The following is a 15177-nucleotide window of genomic DNA, read 5'->3' on the forward strand; positions in this document are numbered from 1 at the left end:
AGGGATTTGAACCCCCGATCGACTGATATCTCCGGTCCACCTCGGAACTCCAGAGGGTCATCACACGAGCGGTGATCAGCCGCCCGATCAGTATATCAGTCTGGAGTGTCGTCCCGGGTGGTCAGCCTCTGGAGTCAGTCGCCATTCCTGGCTTGGCCACGACCCCTCGAAATCTCGTAGGGGGAACCGGCCTAAAGTGGTTTCGATTCGGGGGCCGTCAGAGCCAGGGGGCGCGGCCGGCGGTATCGGTCGTGTCGTCGCCCGGGTACGTCTCGTAGTCGCCGTCTTCGTCGTCCGCGAGCGAGTCCTCGGCGACGGCCGGCGGCTCGGTCGTCTCTTCGCCGGTCGACCGCTCACCCCCGTCGGTGGCCTGTGGCGAGGCGGGCTCTTCGACCGGCGATGCGTCGTCGTGGGGGTCGAACGCGAACAGCGCCGCGACCGCCAGGACCGCCAGCGGGGCGTGGCCGACCGGGAGCATCCCCAGGATGGACAGCGGGAGCAGACCCAGCGCGAGCGCGCAGCCGAAGCGAAAGCGGTCGATGTCGACGTGCTCGCGCAGGTGCGGACCGAAGACCGCGAGGGAGAGGGCGAAGAGAACGCCCACGACGGCCGCGCCGGTCGCGTGGACGACCAGCGTCGGATCGTCCAGGAAGACGATGTCGGCACCGGCGGGATCGATACTCGCGAGCAGGCCCAGCGCGACGATGACGCCGGGACTCGGGAGGTACTCGCCGACGGTGGCGCTGGCCGTCTTCGCCGCGATCGCCGCGATCACCAGGGCGGCGAAGCGTTCGAAGATCACCAGGTCGAGGACGCTCCCGATCGCGGGGGCGAGCGCGGCCTGGAGGGCCGCGACGAGGATCAGCGGCACCCCGACGAGGAGGACGATGGTCGACTGTTCGCGCGGCGTCCCGCTCATCTCCGCGAGTACGACCGCGACGGTGGCGCTCCCACCGAAGATGAGCAGGCCGACCTGCAGGGCGCCGATCGGATCGTCGAGGGCGCCTGCGAGGATCAACGCCGGAAAGATCCCGTCGATCAAGGGTAATCCCATCACGAGCGCCAGGAGTTTGGCGTCGGAGCCGCCCAGCCGCTCCAGCCGGAGCGCGATCGGGTGACGTGACGTGCTCATCGACTAGGGGCGATGGCCGTGACCCCCGGCCGGTTGGCGATGTGAACGGTGGTCCCCCAGCGACTGCGCGCGGGTGATCCAGTCCGGGATCCACATCCGACCTCGCGCTGTGAGTTTCATTTTCCCGATAAAGAACGCGGAGACGAAATCGAGATTCGTCAGGCCGTCGAGTCGGGAATCGAAGTCGCTCACAGCGTGCATAGTGGATAGAACAGATGTTGCGTCAATAAGCGTTGCGTGAGAGCCGATTACACGACACGTGGTCGGCCGATCACCCCTCCACCGAGACGATCGCGGTCGTCAACCGGTCGAGGCGAACCCGACGGGTCGTACGCCCCCGACGTTCCGTACGCACTCCGCGTGTCGTACGCCCCCGACGTCTCGGACGTATCCGGCGTGTCCGACGCGTCCGACCGGATCAGTTTCGTTCGACGTTCGATCTCGCAACGCTTTTGGGCGGCCGTTTCGGACAGTTTACATGGCGAACGACGTTCCAGAGGAGACATTTTACTCCGACAAACTCCGCGTACCGGAAGCGTTGACCTTCGACGACGTGCTCCTTCGACCGAAGGAGAGTCGAGTCGAGCCCGATCAGGCGGACCTCTCCTCGCGCGTGTCGAAGAACGTCGAGGTGTCGGTCCCCATCCTCTCGGCGGCGATGGACACGGTGACCGAGAGCGGGATGGCGATCGCGATGGCGCGCCACGGGGGGCTCGGCGTCGTCCACCGGAACATGACGGTCGAGGAGATGGTCGAGGAGGTGACGCGCGTCAAGCGCGCCGACGAACTCGTCATCCCCCACGAAGACGTCGTGACGGCGGACCCCGAAATGACCGTCCGCGAAGTCGACGAGCTGATGGCCCGCAAGGGTGTGGGCGGCGCGCCCGTCGTCGACGACGCGAACGTGGTGCTCGGCATCATCTCGAGTACCGACATCCGACCGCACCTCGAAGTCAACGAAGACGACCCCGTCACCGAGGCGATGACCGACGAGGTCATCACGGCACCCGCCGACGTCGACGCCCGCGAGGCGTTCGAGCTGATGTACGAGCACAAGATCGAGCGCGTTCCGGTGGTCGACGACGACACGCTCGTCGGGCTCGTGACGATGCAGGGGATCCTCCAGCGTCGGGAGTACAAGCAGGCCGTCCGGGACGCCGACGGTCGCCTCCGCTGTGGCGTGGCGGTGAGCCCGTTCGAGCGGGATCGGGCCGAAGCCGCGGACGCGGCCGGCGCGGACGTGCTGTTCATCGACACCGCCCACGCGCACAATCTGAACGTGATCGACGGCGCCCGCGAGATCGAAGAGTCAGTCGACGCCGACGTGGTCGTCGGCAACGTCGGCACCCGGGAGGCCGCGATGGACCTCGTCGACTTCGCCGACGGGATCAAAGTCGGGATCGGTCCCGGCTCGATCTGTACGACCAGGGTCGTCTCCGGTGCCGGGATGCCCCAGATCACCGCCGTCTCGCAGGTCGCCGACGTCGCCGCCGAACACGACGTCCCCGTGATCGCCGACGGCGGCATCCGCTACTCCGGCGACGCGATCAAGGCGATCGCCGCCGGAGCCGACGCCGTGATGCTCGGCTCGTACTTCGCCGGCACGGACGAAGCGCCCGGCCGGGTCGTGACGATGAACGGCAAGAAGTACAAGCAGTACCGCGGCATGGGGTCGGTCGGCGCGATGAAGTCAGGCGACGGCGATCGATACCTCAAAGAGGATCCCGAGGACGACGACGACTACGTCCCGGAGGGGGTCGAGGCCGCGACGCCGTACAAGGGGACGCTGCAATCGGAACTCCACCAGCTCGCCGGCGGGATGCAGTCAGGCATGGGCTACGTCGGCGCCGAGACGATCCCCGATTTCAAAGAGCGGAGCGAGTTCGTCCGCGTCTCCTCGGCCGGGCAGGCCGAAGGACACGCCCACGACGTGGTCATCACGGACGAAGCGCCGAACTACTCGCCGCGCAGCGAGTGACATCGGCGTCGGCCGGGCCACGCTGCCGACCGAGGGGCCACTCACCCAATTCGGAACTCGTTCTCACACGCTTGGCAGGTCAGTCGAAAGGCGCCCGCTTCCGTGAGGGTCGTCAGATGCCCCGTCTCCTCGCCGCACTCGCGACAGTGAACGAGCGATTCGAGGTCGCTCCAGTCGTGCATCGCCCCCGGGGCGCCGAACGCGAAGCCGACGACGCGGTCGTCGCCGTCGTTGTACCCCGTTTGGAACTCGCCCGGGGCGAACCGAATCAGTTCACCGGATTCGACGACGATTTCGTCGTCCGGGGTGTCGAACGTCGCCGCGCCTTCCTGGACGTAGAACACCTCCTCTTGATCGTGATGGGTGTGCATCCCCCCGGAGAACGACTCGCCGGGCTCGAGTTCGAAGTAGTTCAACGCGAAGTCGCTGAGGCCGAGCACCCGTCCCACCGGCCGTCGAACCGTGTGCACGTCGAGCGGATTCGGTTCGTTCTCGACCTCGTCGATGGCGACTTTCTCCATGCGGGACCCTGGCGACCGACCGCGTATAAAGACTCGCCCGCACGGAGGTCCGAGGCGCTCGCGCATCGGTGACTGTCGGAACGTACCGACGCCGACCGACCGACGGTGTGCTCGCTCGAAATGGCAACACTCACGGTCGATCGACGCCAGTATCCACTCGTGAACCGACGGACGTTGCTCGGAGGGATCGCCGGCGCCTCCACGGTGGGTCTCGCCGGGTGCGCGGATCGCGTCCTCGAGCTCTCGATGAGCCTGCCGATCATCGTCAACGTCGAGAACGAGACCGACGTCGAACGGAACGTCACGATCACGGCCCACGAGATCGATACGAATCGTCAGACGTTCGACGAGGCCGTGAGCGCGCCGACGGAATCGACGGCGACGCTCGGACGGCTTCCGAACGACGACGCCCAGGTCGTGGTCGAACTCATGGCACCGACGACCGGCGAGGACTCGCCGGACGACGGGGACGCCGAGATCGTCGACGTGGAAGAGACCCTCGTCGGCGAGAGCACGCAGAGTTTGACCATCTACATCACCGACGACGGACTGGAACTGGAACTGGCGTATCGGTAGCCCCGCGGGAGCCGACTGACCGGTCGAACCACGACCGACGGAAAGGAGACGGAAGGGCGGCCGCTCGAACGTTCGGTGGGAAGGAGACGGAAGGGCGGCCGCTCGAACGTTCGGTGGGAAGGAGACGGAAGGGCGGCCGCTCGAACGTTCGGTGGGAGCGTCCGAGAATCGTTCGGTGATCGGGACCGTTCGATAGCCCGGAAGAGCGCGAGCCCCGTCGACTCAGGGGTAGGGGTGTGGCTCCCGGTCGAGCGCGGGCACGAACCCGAGCTCGCGCGGCACCGATTCGGCCCGTTCGGCGAAGTACGGCTCGGCGGTGAACAGCGGCTGGGAACCGGGGACGAGCACCCGAACCGCCTCGAAGCCGATCTCGGCGACGTCGCGCGTCGTGAGCCGAGCGGCGTAGGTCGACAGTCCGACCGCCGCGACGCGGTCGATGAGGGTCTCGACGGCGTCGACCCCCTCGGGCACCGGGTCCGGTCCGACGGCGGACGCGTCGACCGTTCGATCGACGTCGACGAACGACCGGGCGGCCTCGGGGAGCGCGGCGTACTCGCCGATCCAGGCCCCCGCATCGACAGCGTCGTCCCGGCCGATCGAGCGCAGTTCCATCCAGTTCTGGACGGCCTCGGCCAGGGCCGACCGCGCGGCCGCGGTGACGTCGAGGTCCGCCGCCGAACCGACCGCGAAGGCGGGCCACTCGTCGTCTCCGCCCTCCCGGTGTACCGCGACGGCGACGACGGGTACGTCGACGTCCTGGGTGACGAGCAGCGGCGTCACGGATAACCCGTCCCCCGCGAGGCGTCGAGTCAGGGCCTCGAATCGCTCGTCGTCGAGCTCCAGCCCGAGCGGATCGAACGTGGAGTACCAGGCGAGCATCGTGGCGTCGCGCTCGATCACTTCCGTCAGGCCCGAGATGACGGCGTCCGTCGTGGACGAGCCGAGACCGAGTCCCGTCGTGATCTGGGGAACCAGCCCGCCTCCCGGCTGCGGGAAGTGCACCGCGTCGGCGGGCAGGTAGACGACGTCGCCGGTCGCGAGATCCCGGCCCTCGACCCAGGAAGCGGACTCGGACGGGTCGTAGGCCGGAGCGTCGTCCGGCCGGGCGAACGCGGTCGGTTCCACGACCCGTTCGAGGTCCGTCGCGGTCGATTCGATGAAATCGTGCTCCCGATAGACCCCCGCGCAGTACCGCTCGAGCGACTCGCCGATCGCCTTCACGAACGCCGCGTTCCAATCTGGGTCGACGCCCGCCGCCTGTTTCGCCGCCTCGCCCTCGCTGTACGGTCGCGTGTCGGCGGTCGTCGCCATGTAGTACGGCGCGGGGAACGACTCCACTTCGCCGATGCTCGTCACCAGCCCGACGCGGTCGTCGATCGCGAGTTCGGCGGCGTCGACGGCCGCGTCGAGATCGAGGGCGTCGCCGTCCTCGAACGCGAGATCGCGGTCGCGGCCCTGCGGGTGACACCGACAGACCGGGACGGGAAAGAACCGCCGCCGAACGTACGGCAGTTCGACCACCGAGCCCAGAACGGTCTCGTCGTCGTCCGACAGGATGCGGACGCACTCGCGCCCCGCGATCGCGCCCGCCACCCTAACCGACGCGCGCTCCCCGCGAGGGTTCGCCGTCGTGACGTAGTTGTCACGCGTCGAAGCGACTCGAGCCTTGAGACAGTTGTAACAGCCCGTATCCGCCGAGAACCCGGCGACGGAGACGTCGACCGACGACATCGGCCGACCGCCCACTCCGCCGACCTCGACCGCGATCCACGGCGTTTCGCCCTCTCTCGCGGTCGCATCGGCGAGTCGGAACCGTTCCGAGCCCGCGACGTCCGCGACGACCGCCAGACGGGCGTCCGCCAGCTCCTTCGCACTCGCTTCTCGAACGCTCACATCGACGTCGGCCAGTGCGGCCACGACTTCCTCTCGGACCGGGTCGTCGCCGACGACGTGTACTACCATGCGTTCACCGTTGCGGCCAGCCGTAAAAAATGCCGCGTTCGATCGTCGGAACGGAATCGTAACCGAGTGGGGCGACGGCTGGGCGTATTCCTCGCTCGCCGCACGGGGCCAGCGGTGGCGACGGATCCGACCGGGTTTGGGCGACGGTGCCGGAGCCGTCACGCGTCGTCCGCCAGCTCGTCGAGAACCTCGCGTGCGTTTTCGACGGCCGCCTCTTTCGTCGCCGGATAGGCCTCGACCTTCCCGCGGACGGTGATCCCGTCGCCGAGCCGGACCGACCCCCCGAAGGCGGCTTGCTTGTCGAGTCGCACGAACAGCTCCGTGTTCTCGGTGACTCGTTCGTCGAGTTCCGCGCGGATCCGATCGATCTCCTCGAGTTCGCCCAGCCGGGAGACCACGTACCTGATCTCGTCGGCGGTCTCGACCCTGGCCGAGAAGACGAGAATCCGGTCGCCGAAGTGGCCTTCGGTTTCCTCCCGCTCGATCTTGAAGTCCTTGGGGAGGAAGCGTCTGAGGGCCGCCTCGACGCGTTTGTCGTCTTCGGTGGCGTAGCAGAACGTCCGCAGGTCGACGTAGTGTATGGGAATTTTCGCCATCGGTTCGCGGTGGATCGTGCGTTCGATAGCCGGATGCCGGGTCAGTTACCGACGCGGCCGGCGGGGTTCGTCGAGTCTACTCCTCGTCGGCGTCGTTTGGAGCCTCGGCGTCGTCGGCGTCGTCTGCGGCCTCGATGGAATCCTCGGGGACACCCGTCTCCTGGCCGTCCTCGAAGCTGACCGTGTAAGTGACGTCGCCGAACATCGATTCCATCGTCTGGGTGACCGTCCCGACTTCGCCGTCGAACTCGCTGTGTTTGTCGTGGAGCACGACTCGATCGTCTTCCTCGAAGCTCATACCCGACGTTCCGCCGCTGCGTGTAAAAAGGGACTGATCTGCGCCGGACGCGGCGTCACTCCTCCAATTCCTGGAGGAGGGTGGTGGCGGCCGCGTTCGACGATTCGGGCCCGCGCGCCGTGACGAGGTCGCCGTCGACGGTGACGCTCTCGTCCTGGCCGAGCGCCGCGTCCCAGTTGCCGCCGGCGGCTTTCACTTCGTCCTCGACCCAGTACGGGAGCTTGCGACCGTCCGGCATCCGATCGGCCTCGTCGACGATATCCGCCTCCCACTCGTTCGGGAAGCCGGTGACGGACCGTCCCTCGACGAGGAACGATCCGTCTTCGTCGCGGGCGAACGCGAGGATCCCGACCGCGTGGCAGACGACGAGCGCGACCCCGTTGTCTCCGGCGATCGTCTCCCGAAGGAGCGTTCTCGCGTGCGTGTCCTGGTTGACGTCCCACTCGGTCCCGTGACCGCCCGGAAAGACGACCGCGTCGAAGTCGTCGGCGCGGACCGCCGCCACTGGAACGGGATCGTTCAACCGCTCGTCCCGCTCGTGGACCTCGCGGACGCGTTCGGCGGTCTCCTCGCCGACCTGTTCCGGATCCACGGAACGGTCGTCGATCACCGGCGGGTCGCCGGACGGCGTGGCGACGGTCGCGTCGTACCCGGCCGCCGATAGCGATTCCAGGGGTGTGATGCACTCGTCTCCCCAGTAGCCTTCCTCGCTGACGACGAACAGAACGTCGGACATACCCGCCGTTTCCCGTCGACGCGAATAAGCGCCCTGCCGGCGCACGGCGGGGCCGGCGATCGACGGAGTGATCGGTCACGTCTCGCCGGCGGCGGCGTCGCTTCGCTGGCGGCGACGTCCCTTCGCTGGCACCGACGTCGCTTGCGTTCGGTTCAACGCTCCTCGTTTCCGTCCAGGCGGAGGGCCTCGAAGAATCGTCGCTCGATCCGTCGGCCGACGAACGACAGCAGTTCGTCCACGTCTTCGGCGTCGGGATCGTCGGCGAAGATTCCGAGGTCGATGCGTCCGCCCGCCATGTCGTGATGGCCCCCGACGCCGCCCAGTTCGTCGAACGCGTCGAGCAACGTTTCGCCCACGTTCACCCGCGGGTCGATCGATCGGGCGCTCAACCTGATCGCGTCACCCACGACGCCGTACGCCAGCACGGAATTGACGCCTTCGACGTTCAGCAGGTAATCGGCCGCCTGCGGCAGAGCGTCCGTCTCGGCGGTTCGGCCGACGCTCGCGACGAGCGCCGACCCCCGGCGCTCCCTGGTTCGGATGGCGCGGCCGATGGCGTCGATCGTCGCCGGCGTGAACGCGCTCCCGTATAGTTGCTCCAGCGACTCGAGATCCGCCGTGGGATAGACCGCCAGCGCGGCCTCGTACTCGCAGATGGTCGGATCGCGGATGAAGTCGAGTCGCTCGCGGTGGAGCGCGAAAAGCAGCGCCGTCGCCAGTCGAGTGGTCAGTTCGACGTCCAGTTCGAGCAGGTACTCGACGAAGATGGTGGCCGTCGCGCCGTAATCGGTCCGGACGTCGGTGATCGGCGCGTCGACGCGACCGTTCGGATGGTGATCGACCACCGCGTCGGCCGACACCTGTCGATCGATCGCCGAGTTCCCGTCCGGTCGCGAGTGATCGACGAAAGCGACGTACTCGTACTCGCCGACGTCGACGTCCTCGCCGTGGCGAACGTCGATATCGAGCATGTTGACGAACGCCCGGTTCTGCTGGTGAGAGATCTCGCCCCCGTAGATGATGGCGACGTCGCCGACCGATTGCGCCCGTGCGATGCGTTCGAACGCGAGCGCACTCGCCAGGCAATCCGGGTCCGGATTGTCGTGGCAGACGACGGCGACCGAGTCGACGTCCGAGAGCGCGTCCGCGAGCTCCGCCGCGTGTGACATGTCCCCCTGTAGGGGACGAAAACGCTTGAACCCAGTGTCGAAACGCGCGCGCTGAGGGGTCTGGAGAGCGCAACGATCGGTTCGGCTTCGCCTCGCGGCGGCGAAAACGTCTCGACCTCGGTACCGAAGATGGTCACCGCGGCGCCCCTCCGACCCACTCACCGGTCGGACGAGACGACGGCGCCCCTCCGACCCACTCACCGGTCGGACGAGACGACGGCGTTCCTTCGACCCGCTCACCGGTCAGACGATCCGACTATGGATCCCCCGACCCACTCACCGGTCGGACGAGACGACGTCGGCCTCGTGATTCAGATATCGATCGGTCGAGTCGACGGCGGCCACGTGACTCAGTTACCGTTCGGCCGAGACGACGTAGTAGCCGATCGCGTCGCTTTCGACGAGCTTGTAACAGTGATAACCGCCGATGGAGAGGCCGACGACGCGGTCGTCGACCCGACCCAGGAAATGCAGCAGTCTGTAGTAGGGATATCCGTACAGACTCATCCGATAGGCGTTCTCCAGGGACGGCTCGACCGCGTCGGTCACGTCCTCGACCGAGACGTTCCGAAATCCGGCGTCTTCCAGCGCCGCGACCAGCTCGTCGATCGGATCGTAGCGGACGTCCCACGCGTCGTAGAGCTTCTCGAACCGATCGCGATCGCCGGACGATCCCCCGCCGCGCCGGAAGAGGTCGGCGAACACGATCCGCCCGTCGTCGCCGAGGACGCGAGCGGCCGTCTCGACCACCCGTCCGTCGTCGCTCGCGTGACAGAGCGCCTCGAGCCCCCAGACGACGTCCGTCGAGTCGTCGTCGACGGTTTCGAGCTCGTGGAAATCGTCGAACCTGAACGTAACCCGGTCCGAGACGCCGGCCTCGCGAGCGTATTCGCGTGCGGCCTCGAGCTGGCGGTCGTGGATGTTGACCCCGACGACCGTCGCCCCCCGCTCGCGAGCCAGCCAGACCGAGTCCTCGCCCACGCCGGAGCCGAGATTGACCACGCGGTCGCCCGCTGCGAGCGTCGCCTCGTCCGCGAGCCGCCGGATCATCGTCTCGACGGCCACGTCGGGGTCGACGTCTTCGTCCTCGTAGAACCCGTGATGATAGCTCCGATGACCCTCTTGGTCCCAGAGCCGTTCGTGAAGCGGGTGGGACGCCTCGTACATCGCGGCGATCGTGCGGCCGTCGAGGTCGTCGCTCCGCATCGGCGAGCGGTAGTCCGCTAGCCCTCTTAACGGTGTTGCACGCGACCGATCCACAGCGAGGCGCGATCGGTCGCCGGTCACTCGATCGAGTTCCGCCGATCGGCGTCGGGCGCATCGTTCCCCTCGCTCGCGGCGACCTCGCCGGTGATCTCTTCGATCTTCGCCCGCGAGAGCTCCTCCCCGTTCGACTCGAGGTCGGGGAACGATTCGACGGCGGGCACGTCTCGGTCGCCCGACGAAACGCCGCTCGAAACGGAGAGTTTGGCGAATCCGACGGCGACGATGGCCGAGAGGAGACCGAAGAACGTGACCGGCTCGCCGATCGTCGGCGACGCGATCGCGTACCCCAGCGGGATCGTCACGAACGCGACGGCGCCACAGATCATCGCGAACACGATACCGCGTGCGCTCCGCAATTCGAATCGCCCGCGAAAGACCAGGACCAACGAGCCGAACGCCGCGACGGGGGCCAGGAGCCAGACCGCGACGAAAACCAGCGGCCGGGTCGCCGGGAGCACGCCGAAGAGTACGGCGAGCAATCCGATCGCCGCCAGTGCGACGTGCTGGCTCGAGAGTCCGGACAGCGTCGAACGCTCGTCGCCGCGCATACGGGCCACCTCGAACCGATCTATCATATACGTGCTGGTGTCAGAACCCGATCGACGAGCATCGTCCGGACCCGAGCGATCGGCCCGTCTCTGTAGACGATCGGTGGTCGGCCGGCTCGCGAACCGTCCCGTTTTTCGAGGTCCCCGGAGGGTCGGTTCACGGAACGGCTAGGTACTCGAGACCCTGGGAGGGTCGGTTCACGTGACGATCCGCTACTGGAGAGCCCGGGAGGACCAGCTCACGGAACGACCTGATTCTCGAGACCGTCGGGAGATCCGGTTTCCACGTAGCGTTCGACGTTCCCGGCGACGATGTCGGCCAGTCGATCGTAGTACGCCGGCGTGTGTCCGGCGTTGTGCGGGGTGATCTGGACGTTCTCGAGGGCCCAGAGCGGATGATCCTCCGGAAGGGGTTCGGGGTCGGTCACGTCGAGTGATGCCCCCCGGAGCTGGTTCGAGCGGAGCGCCCCGACGAGCGCCTCGGTATCGACCACCGGGCCGCGGGCGACGTTGACGAGAACGGCGTCCGGTGGAAGGGTCCGAAACTCGGCCGCTCCCACCAGCCCTCGCGTCTCGTCCGTGAGCGGACACGCCAGAACGAGGTAGTCCGTCCGCGCGAGCGCGTCGTGGAACCCGTCGAAAGCGAAGCCGACGACCTCGTCGGCGGGGCCGCCTTTCTCCGGCGAGTAGCGGACGCCGATCGTCTCGACGTCGAACGCGCCCAACCGATCGCAGACCGTCCGACCGATCGCGCCGAGGCCGACCACGGTGACGGTCGACCCTGCGAGTTCGCGGGCACGGTAGTGACGCCACTCCCGCCGGCGCTGGCGCCGTTCGCCGACGTGGAAGCGTCGCGTGAAGTAGAGGATGGCGCCCATCACGTGCTCCGCGATGTTCGGACCGTGCACGCCCGACGCGTTCGTCACGGCGACGCCGTCGGCTCGCAGGCGTTCGAGGGGCAAGTGACCGGTCCCCGCGTAGGCACAGGCGAAGACGCGAAGGTCGTCGGCGGCGTCGAGCAGCGACTCGTCGATCGTCATCCCCGTCGCGATGCGTGCGGACGCGATCGCCTCGCGTTCCTCGGCGGGCGTTCGGGCGTGGCGAACCGAACCGTCCGGCAACCGATCGCGGAGCGCGTCGACGTACTGCGAGACGGGCATTCCGTGGGTGCCGCGGCGCAACACGAGGACGTCGATGTCGTCGGTCATGGCTGGCACCTCGGGCCGAACCCTCTTAGAAGGGACCGCCCGAAGCGCGGCAATCGGGACTCCGCCGGAAATCAGCGACCCTCGAACGAGGGGTCCTCGTCCTCGAAGAAGGTCCCGATGCCGGTCGCGTAGTCGCGGGTCGTCGTCAACCCGGTGAGGGACTCGCGCTCGTGTCGGAGGTGACGGCCGAGTCCGCGGTCGGTTCCCTCGAAGAACAGGCGTCGGATCCTGGCGAACGCCTCGGTCGGGCCGCTCGCGAGATCGGCGGCCACCGTCGCGAAGCGATCGTCGAACTCGTCCGCGGGGACCGCTTCGGTGACGAGGGCGCGATCGACCGCCTCCGCGGCGTCGATCGGCTCGCCGAGCAGCGCGAACGACTGTGCGCGCCGAAGACCGACGAGCCGCGGGAGCAGCCACGTGATCCCGCCGTCGCCGGAGAGGCCGATCGACGGGTAGGCGTACTCGAACCGCGCGTCGTTCGCCATCACCGCGACGTCGGACGCGAGCGCCAGGCCGAGTCCACCGCCGGCGACGACGCCGTTGATTCCCGTCACGACGGGCTTCGGTGCGCGCGTCATCGTCCGGACCGCGTCGTGAAGCGGTCCGGCCACGGCGTCGATCGCGTCGGCGTCGCGCTCGTCGCCGTCGAGCGTCGACAGGTCCGCGCCCGTGTTGAACGTTCCCCCGCTCCCGGTGAGGGCGATGGTGCGAACCCCGTCGTCCGTCGCGAACTCGTGAAGCGCCGTCGCGATCGCCGCGGCCATCTCCGGATCCATGGCGTTGTGTCGATCGGGACGGTCCATGACCACGCGCCCGACATCGCCGACGATATCGGTCGTCACGTCTGCTGACTGGACCATGAGATGGATTGGGACGCGATTCGTCAAAAACCGGGCGGATTCGACGATCACGCGTCGACCCGTTCGAAAAGTCTCGTCCCACGATCCGATCCCGGACTCGGACGAAGATCCCCCGGATCCGATCCTGGATCCGGATGTCGATCCCCAGACCCGATCCCGGACGCAAACGGAGGTCCGCAGATTCGATCCTGGACCCGGACGTCGGTCCGCGATCGAGGTCCGTTCGAACGGACGAGTTTTCAGACTGCTTATTAGGGCCCACTGAGTGCACCGGCACATGGAACGCGTAGACGTCGCGATCGTGGGGGGCGGCCCCGCCGGCGCCTCGGCCGCCGAGCAGGCGGCCGCCGGCGGCGCCGAAACGGTCTGTTTGGAGCAGGGCGTCCCGCGGGAGGACCGCGACGAGCTGGGACCGGATTCCACCGACGCGGCCGGCATGCTCGACTACTGGGTCGACATCATGGACGTCGACTACCGGGAAATTCCCGACGAGGTGATCCTCAGGGAGCTGTCGGGGACCGACTTCGTCGGCCCGACCGAACGCGTCGAGTTGAACACGACGGGCATAGACGCCTCGTATCCGACCTTCGGGTTTACCTTCCACCGAGCGCGTATGGACGACTGGCTCTACGAACGCGCCAGGGACGCGGGAGCCGACATCCGCGTGGGGACGAGCGTCTCCAATCTGGAATCGGAGCGCTCCGGAGGCGGCTGGAGTCACACGCTCACGCTTTCGGACGGCGAGGAGATCGAAGCCGATCGCGTCGTCCTGGCCGATGGTCCACAACGCCGGATCACGCTCGAGGCGCTCGATCAGTTCACCCCGCCCGGGCGCAGCATCTCCGAGCACCTGTCGCCCCCGACGGCGAACCACATCGCATACCAGGAGTACCGGGAGTTCCCCGAGGAGCTCTTCCCGGACGATCGACTCGTCTTCTGGTGGGGGTGGATGCCGGGCGAGACCGCGTACCCGTGGGTGTTCCCGAACGACGGGACGGTGGCACGCGTCGGGCTCACGATGCCAATCGGGATGGATCTCGACGATATCGAGCACCCCGAATCCTACCGTCTCCTGAAACCGACGGACGACGGTATTCCCTCCGGATCCGAGTACATTCGGCGGCTCCTCGAGATCCAGTACGGCGACGAGTACGACGTCGATGCGGACATCCCGATCGTCGAGGACCGCGGCAAATCCCGCGGGACCGAAACCTACCCGATCTCCTCGACGCGGCCGATCGACTCGCCCGTGCAGGCGGGGATCGCGGTCGCCGGCGGGGCGATGGGTACCACCTCGGCGTTCCACGAGGGCGGCTACCACGTCGCCGTCCGGTCCGGCAAGATCGCCGGTCGCCTGGCCGCCGCCGATCGACTCGAATCGTACAACGAGGTCTGGAAGCGAGCGATCGGCGACGAAATCCTCCGTAACGTCTCCTTCGCCGACATCGTCGCCGACTACGGGCCCGACGACTGGGATCGAGCGTTCTCGATCGCGAGCGGGATGACCGGCGACGGACGCGGCGGTCGGCTGCTCGCCCGCCGGTACGCCGCCGGTATCGGGGCGTCGAAGCTGGTTCTCGGCTACAAGCGCCGAAAGTTCCGGTACCGCAACGGCGGCTACGTCCAGTTCCGGGAGGACGAGTACGTCTACTGAACGTCATCCCGTCGCCGACACCGGATCGAGCGCCTCCGAACGACGAAGAAAGCGTTTTCAGCACCCACCACCTACCTCCGCTGCGCGCCTCAGTCCCCGCCCGAGCTAACCCGCACGGGTGCGATGACGGAGCGGCGAACCCGGGCGCGCGACAGCGGGGAGATGGTTCACACCGTCTCGCCATCCGGTGGTTCCTAACGGAACCACCCGATCGACGGCTCCCGCCGTCTCACAAGTCGGGGATCCGTCAGGATCCCCGCACGCCCGGCACGAGGGTTAGCCAGCCGACGCGGCACGCCGCCCGGGGATGAGGCTGGACGTTAGTGTTCCGGGCGCACACCCATTCATACGCGGAGTGCTCCTTCCAGCGACGACTCTGCCGGTCGATCGTTTCGTCGTCCGGAAGTGAGCGACGATATCGGGCACGATTGGCCGGTCGCGCTGATCCGCGGAGCCGATCTCGAGATCTACGGACCCAGCGGTGGCGAATTAGATACTGACCCGCTTCTGGGTCGCGACGATGTCGCTCGACGATCCGGTCCGGCCCGTCGAGCGCTCCCGACGTCCGCGAGGCTATCAGTGAGGTCGAGCGCTCACCCGGCCGAAATTCCTTCCCGTCGTCGGGGTTGACCTAACTTTCGTCGTCGTTTTCGTCGTCCATCTCTTCGTCGTC

General features: G+C 67.5%; 14 protein-coding genes. 3 read left to right on the forward strand and 11 right to left on the reverse strand.

Features of this window, described 5'->3' with window-relative positions; translation table 11 throughout:
* Positions 1–217: 217 nt before the first annotated feature.
* Entirely contained in the window at positions 218–1132 is a 915-nt protein-coding gene (locus QZT59_RS07570; RefSeq protein WP_290813674.1) for a DUF5794 domain-containing protein, read from the reverse strand.
* 478 nt (positions 1133–1610) lie between these two features.
* Here QZT59_RS07570 and guaB point away from each other — a divergent pair, with 478 nt between their 5' ends.
* Positions 1611–3110 (forward strand): IMP dehydrogenase, encoded by a 1500-nt coding sequence (guaB, locus tag QZT59_RS07575; RefSeq protein WP_290813677.1) that lies wholly within the window; start codon positions 1611–1613, stop codon positions 3108–3110.
* Between the two features lie 41 nt (positions 3111–3151).
* Here the strand turns inward: guaB and QZT59_RS07580 are convergent, their stop codons facing one another.
* Positions 3152–3631, reverse strand: a complete 480-nt coding sequence (locus tag QZT59_RS07580; RefSeq protein ID WP_290813680.1) for a cupin domain-containing protein — start codon at positions 3629–3631, stop codon at positions 3152–3154.
* A 159-nt stretch (positions 3632–3790) separates the two neighbouring features.
* On the opposite strand from QZT59_RS07580, the gene QZT59_RS07585 reads away from it, so the two are divergent.
* Positions 3791–4207, forward strand: a complete 417-nt coding sequence (locus QZT59_RS07585) for a hypothetical protein (RefSeq protein WP_290813683.1) — start codon at positions 3791–3793, stop codon at positions 4205–4207.
* Between the two features lie 222 nt (positions 4208–4429).
* Here QZT59_RS07585 and QZT59_RS07590 read toward each other — a convergent pair whose 3' ends face one another.
* The 9 genes from QZT59_RS07590 to QZT59_RS07630 all read right to left on the reverse strand — a co-directional run bounded on the left by QZT59_RS07590 (position 4430) and on the right by QZT59_RS07630 (position 12850).
* Positions 4430–6169, reverse strand: a complete 1740-nt coding sequence (locus tag QZT59_RS07590) for a YcaO-like family protein (protein ID WP_290813685.1) — start codon at positions 6167–6169, stop codon at positions 4430–4432.
* A 158-nt stretch (positions 6170–6327) separates the two neighbouring features.
* The gene (locus QZT59_RS07595) at positions 6328–6765 is read right to left on the reverse strand and encodes an RNA-binding protein (protein ID WP_290813688.1); all 438 of its coding nucleotides are present in this window, start codon (positions 6763–6765) and stop codon (positions 6328–6330) included.
* Between the two features lie 76 nt (positions 6766–6841).
* Positions 6842–7063, reverse strand: a complete 222-nt coding sequence (locus QZT59_RS07600) for a DUF1918 domain-containing protein (RefSeq protein WP_290813690.1) — start codon at positions 7061–7063, stop codon at positions 6842–6844.
* 55 nt (positions 7064–7118) lie between these two features.
* Positions 7119–7799 carry a type 1 glutamine amidotransferase domain-containing protein gene (locus QZT59_RS07605; protein ID WP_290813692.1) on the reverse strand — a complete coding sequence of 227 codons (681 nt, stop codon included), beginning with the start codon at positions 7797–7799 and terminating at the stop codon, positions 7119–7121.
* 152 nt (positions 7800–7951) lie between these two features.
* Positions 7952–8968, reverse strand: a complete 1017-nt coding sequence (locus tag QZT59_RS07610; RefSeq protein ID WP_290813695.1) for a bifunctional oligoribonuclease/PAP phosphatase NrnA — start codon at positions 8966–8968, stop codon at positions 7952–7954.
* 354 nt (positions 8969–9322) lie between these two features.
* A complete protein-coding gene (locus QZT59_RS07615; RefSeq protein ID WP_290813698.1) occupies positions 9323–10174 on the reverse strand; it encodes a cyclopropane-fatty-acyl-phospholipid synthase family protein in 852 nt (283 codons plus the stop codon).
* A gap of 77 nt (positions 10175–10251) precedes the next feature.
* The gene (locus QZT59_RS07620) at positions 10252–10782 is read right to left on the reverse strand and encodes a hypothetical protein (RefSeq protein ID WP_290813701.1); all 531 of its coding nucleotides are present in this window, start codon (positions 10780–10782) and stop codon (positions 10252–10254) included.
* 239 nt (positions 10783–11021) lie between these two features.
* A complete protein-coding gene (locus QZT59_RS07625; RefSeq protein WP_290813704.1) occupies positions 11022–11990 on the reverse strand; it encodes a D-2-hydroxyacid dehydrogenase in 969 nt (322 codons plus the stop codon).
* Positions 11991–12061: 71 nt separating this feature from the next.
* Positions 12062–12850: an enoyl-CoA hydratase-related protein gene (locus QZT59_RS07630; RefSeq protein WP_290813707.1), complete on the reverse strand. Its 789-nt coding sequence runs from the start codon at positions 12848–12850 to the stop codon at positions 12062–12064.
* Between the two features lie 277 nt (positions 12851–13127).
* Here QZT59_RS07630 and QZT59_RS07635 point away from each other — a divergent pair, with 277 nt between their 5' ends.
* Positions 13128–14504, forward strand: a complete 1377-nt coding sequence (locus tag QZT59_RS07635) for an NAD(P)/FAD-dependent oxidoreductase (RefSeq protein ID WP_290813710.1) — start codon at positions 13128–13130, stop codon at positions 14502–14504.
* Positions 14505–15177 lie beyond the last annotated feature (673 nt).

It is taken from the genome of Halovivax sp., assembly GCA_007119345.1.
Classification (GTDB): Archaea; Halobacteriota; Halobacteria; order Halobacteriales; family Natrialbaceae; genus Halovivax.

Coding starts and splice junctions, on each gene's coding strand:
- QZT59_RS07635 (WP_290813710.1), top strand. CDS start 13,128: ATGGAACGCGTAGACGTCGCGATCGTGGGGGGCGGCCCCGCCGGCGCC.
- QZT59_RS07580 (WP_290813680.1), bottom strand. CDS start 3,631: ATGGAGAAAGTCGCCATCGACGAGGTCGAGAACGAACCGAATCCGCTC.
- QZT59_RS07610 (WP_290813695.1), bottom strand. CDS start 8,968: ATGTCACACGCGGCGGAGCTCGCGGACGCGCTCTCGGACGTCGACTCG.
- QZT59_RS07625 (WP_290813704.1), bottom strand. CDS start 11,990: ATGACCGACGACATCGACGTCCTCGTGTTGCGCCGCGGCACCCACGGA.
- QZT59_RS07595 (WP_290813688.1), bottom strand. CDS start 6,765: ATGGCGAAAATTCCCATACACTACGTCGACCTGCGGACGTTCTGCTAC.
- QZT59_RS07570 (WP_290813674.1), bottom strand. CDS start 1,132: ATGAGCACGTCACGTCACCCGATCGCGCTCCGGCTGGAGCGGCTGGGC.
- QZT59_RS07605 (WP_290813692.1), bottom strand. CDS start 7,799: ATGTCCGACGTTCTGTTCGTCGTCAGCGAGGAAGGCTACTGGGGAGAC.
- QZT59_RS07590 (WP_290813685.1), bottom strand. CDS start 6,169: ATGGTAGTACACGTCGTCGGCGACGACCCGGTCCGAGAGGAAGTCGTG.
- guaB (WP_290813677.1), top strand. CDS start 1,611: ATGGCGAACGACGTTCCAGAGGAGACATTTTACTCCGACAAACTCCGC.
- QZT59_RS07600 (WP_290813690.1), bottom strand. CDS start 7,063: ATGAGCTTCGAGGAAGACGATCGAGTCGTGCTCCACGACAAACACAGC.
- QZT59_RS07615 (WP_290813698.1), bottom strand. CDS start 10,174: ATGCGGAGCGACGACCTCGACGGCCGCACGATCGCCGCGATGTACGAG.
- QZT59_RS07620 (WP_290813701.1), bottom strand. CDS start 10,782: ATGCGCGGCGACGAGCGTTCGACGCTGTCCGGACTCTCGAGCCAGCAC.
- QZT59_RS07630 (WP_290813707.1), bottom strand. CDS start 12,850: ATGGTCCAGTCAGCAGACGTGACGACCGATATCGTCGGCGATGTCGGG.